This window comes from Pseudomonas sp. NDM (assembly GCF_003105095.1).
GTDB lineage: Bacteria > Pseudomonadota > Gammaproteobacteria > Pseudomonadales > Pseudomonadaceae > Aquipseudomonas > Aquipseudomonas moraviensis_A.
Genome location: NZ_QETJ01000289.1, coordinates 1 through 2804, shown reverse-complemented (window position 1 = coordinate 2804; position 2804 = coordinate 1). Strand labels below are relative to the sequence as shown.

The window sequence follows — 2804 nt, the reverse complement described above, 5'->3', positions numbered from 1 at the left end:
TGCTCGCGATAGCGGTCGATCAGCCAACATCTGCGCGGAATGACACACCGCTATCGCGAGCAGGCTCACTCCTACAGGGGATCCGGGGTTTGCCGTGATGTCTGATCGTTCCCATGCTCTGCGTGGGAATGCAGCCGGGGACGCTCCGCGTCCCACAGCCTCAAGATCGCAGCCTTCGGCAGCTCCTACAGGTCGGTGTGAAATTATCAGCGGCGGTTTTCTCGCTGCCCTTCACTTGTCCCCACCCCCTCGCCCGTGTAGAAAGCCCCTTCCAGAATTTCGCACAAGGACTTTCGATGAAGGCGCTGCCCTGGCTCTATCTTGCGCTGCTCGGCCTCGGTTACGGACTGGCCCTGAGCTACGGCCAACTCGGTTGGCTGGCATTGATCTCCGTGGGGCTTTTGCTGTTCGCCGCGTTCGCCGTGCGCCAGCAACAGGTGCCGGTCGCGCGCTGGCTCGGCCACGGCCTGTTTGTCGTCCTGGCCCTGGCATTGGCGCTGCACTGGCTGCCGGGTTTCGCCAACGGCCGCGCGATCAATCCACAACGTTTCACTGAAAACGCCGTGCCGTTCGCGATGTACCTCAATCTCGACAAACCGCTGGTGGGTTTCTGGCTGCTGCTGGTGTGCCCGTGGATCGTTGCGCGGCGGTCGTTGCGACTGACGGTCTACGCCACCGCCCTCGCCCTGACGCTGTGCGCGATTCTCGCCCTCGGCGGTGCGCTGCTGCTCGGCGTGATTGCCTGGGCGCCAAAGTGGCCGGATCAGGCCTGGCTCTGGGTGCTGAACAATCTGCTGCTGGTGACGCTGGTCGAGGAAGCGCTGTTTCGCGGCTATATACAGGGCGGACTCAGCCGTCGTCTCAAGCACTTGCCGTATGGCGACAACCTCGCGCTGCTGTCGGCCTCGCTGCTCTTCGGTCTGGTGCATGCCGGCGCCGGCTGGACCTGGGTGTTGCTGGCGGGACTGGCCGGGGTCGGCTATGGTCTGGCCTACCGTTTCGGCGGACTGGGCGCGGCGATCGCCACGCATTTCGGCCTGAACCTGTTGCACTTCGGCCTGTTCACCTATCCGATGCTGGCCAGTTGACGCAAGCGCCGTTTTGCGACGCCGTACGTAATTCTGAAAAAAAACTTCAATAAAAACCTGTCAGCGCCGACAACCTTTCAAAGCCTTGCGGATTGAAAAACCATGCGTAACAACCAGCCCATTACACAACGCGAGCGGACCTTTCCAGCTCAGCAACGGTTGATTTCCACCACCGATGCCAAGGGCGTGATCACCTACTGCAACGACGCGTTCGTTGAAATCAGCGGGTTTTCGCGGGAGGAACTGATCCGGGCGCCGCACAATCTGGTCCGTCACCCTGACGTGCCGTCGGCGGTGTTCTCGCACATGTGGGGCACATTGAAACAAGGCTTGCCATGGATGGGCATTGTCAAGAATCGCTGCAAATCCGGTGACCACTATTGGGTTAACGCCTACGTCACGCCGGTGTTTGATGGCAGCCAGGTAATCGGTTACGAGTCGGTGCGCGTCAAACCCACCGCCGAACAGATCCGCCGCGCCGAAGCGCTCTATCAACGCATCAACCAGGGCAAGTCGGCGATTCCTTCGACGGACAAATGGCTGCCGATCCTGCAGGACTGGTTGCCGTTCATTCTGGTCAGCCAGTTGAGCTTCATGATCGGCGCGACGCTGAACTCGCAGTGGGGCTTCGCCCTTGCCGCCGGTCTGTCGGTGCCGCTGGGCCTGATGGGCCTGCAATGGCAGCAACGCGGGCTCAAGCGCCTGCTGCGCCTCGCCGAGCAGACCACCTCCGACCCGCTGATCGCGCAGATGTACACCGACAGCCGTGGCGCTCAGGCGCGTCTGGAGATGTCGATCCTCAGCCAGGAAGCGCGCCTGAAAACCTGCCTGACCCGTCTGCAGGACACCGCCGAACACCTGACCGATCAGGCCAAGCAGTCCGACGTCCTGGCGCACAACAGCTCGACCGGCCTGGAACGCCAGCGCGTGGAAACCGAACAGGTCGCCACCGCCGTCAACCAGATGGCCGCCACTACCCAGGAAGTCGCCAGCCACGTACAACGCACCGCTGACGCCACCCAGGAAGCCAACCGCCTCACCGGTCGCGGCCGTGACATCGCCGGGGAAACCCGCGAAGCCATTCAGCGTTTGTCCGTGGTTGTTGGGGAAACCGGCCTGACCGTGACGCAACTGGCCAAGGACAGCGACGAAATCGGCGGCGTGGTCGACGTGATCAAAGGCATCGCCGACCAGACCAACCTGCTTGCCCTTAACGCCGCCATCGAGGCTGCACGTGCCGGCGAAATGGGCCGAGGTTTCGCCGTGGTGGCAGACGAAGTTCGTCAACTGGCGCAACGTACCAGCGAATCCACCGGGCAGATTCACGCGCTGATCGCCAAGTTGCAACAGACCGCGTCCAGCGCTGTGCAAACCATGGAAGCCGGACATCGTCAGGCCGAAGAAGGCGTGGCGCGGGTACTGGAGGCGGATCAGGCCCTGGTCGGGATCAGTGAAGCGGTGGCCAACATCACCGACATGACCACACAGATTGCTGCCGCGACCGAAGAGCAAAGTGCGGTGGCTGAAGAGATCAGCCGCAACATCAGCAATATCTCGGAACTGGCGGATCAGACGTCGGAACAGGCGCATAACTCGGCGTTGCTGAGTGAAGAGCTGACCAAGACGGCGAATACACAATATTCGTTGGTGGAGCGGTTTAACCGCTAAAAGCAAAAGATCGCAGCCTTCGGCAGCTCCTACATTGGAATGCATGTT

General features: G+C 61.7%; 2 protein-coding genes. Both read left to right on the top strand.

Annotated features, from left to right (window positions below; all coding sequences use genetic code 11):
- The first annotated feature begins 296 nt into the window (after positions 1–296).
- On the top strand, positions 297–1088 hold the full coding sequence (locus DCO47_RS26495; protein WP_042608405.1) for a CPBP family intramembrane glutamic endopeptidase: 792 nt from the start codon (positions 297–299) through the stop codon (positions 1086–1088).
- A 102-nt stretch (positions 1089–1190) separates the two neighbouring features.
- Positions 1191–2756, top strand: a complete 1566-nt coding sequence (locus DCO47_RS26490) for a PAS domain-containing methyl-accepting chemotaxis protein (RefSeq protein ID WP_116659265.1) — start codon at positions 1191–1193, stop codon at positions 2754–2756.
- The last annotated feature ends 48 nt before the right edge of the window (positions 2757–2804 follow it).